This is a genomic window from Neisseria sp. HMSC061H08, assembly GCF_001836795.1.
Lineage (GTDB): Bacteria > Pseudomonadota > Gammaproteobacteria > Burkholderiales > Neisseriaceae > Neisseria > Neisseria subflava_A.
This window is the reverse complement of record NZ_KV830544.1, coordinates 1-560: the sequence shown is the minus strand read 5'-3', so window position 1 is coordinate 560 and position 560 is coordinate 1. Positions and strand designations below refer to the sequence as shown.

Annotated in this window: 1 protein-coding gene; it reads right to left on the bottom strand. The window is 52.0% G+C overall.

What is annotated here, in order from left to right:
• Positions 1-152: 152 nt before the first annotated feature.
• A partial coding sequence (locus tag HMPREF2675_RS00005) for a transposase (RefSeq protein ID WP_141759926.1) occupies positions 153-560 on the bottom strand: 408 nt, incomplete at its 5' end.

Genomic DNA, 560 nt, shown 5'->3' with positions numbered 1-560 from the left:
AGGCCGAGACCTTTGCAAAAAAGCCCTTCCCCCGACAGCCGAAATCCAAACACAGGTTTTCGTCTATTTCCGCTCCTAATTACTCCTAATTCTACCCAAATACCCCCTTAATCCTCCCCGGATACCCGATAATCAGGCATCCAGGCCGCCTTTTAGGCGGCTACAGGCGCACTTAGCCTGTTGGCGGCTTTCAAAAGGTTCAAACACATCGCCTTCAGATGGCTTTGTGCACTCACTTTGAGCAGCCCGAAATAGGCTGCCCGCGCATAGCGGAATTTACGGTGCAACGTACCGAAGCTTTGTTCGACCACATAACGGGTCTTCGACAAATATCGGTTACGTTTGGTTTGCGCTTCCGACAGTGGATGTTTGCGGTGGGCTTTGCGCATAATGCCGTCCTGCAGCCGATGCTGTTCCAGGTGTTGTCGGTTTTCCTCACTGTCATAGCCTTTGTCGGCATAGACGGTCGTACCTTTGGGCAGACCTTCCAACAAAGGCGACAGGTGGTTGCACTCATGGGTATTGGCTGGGGTAATGTGCAGTTTCTCGATATAGCCTTC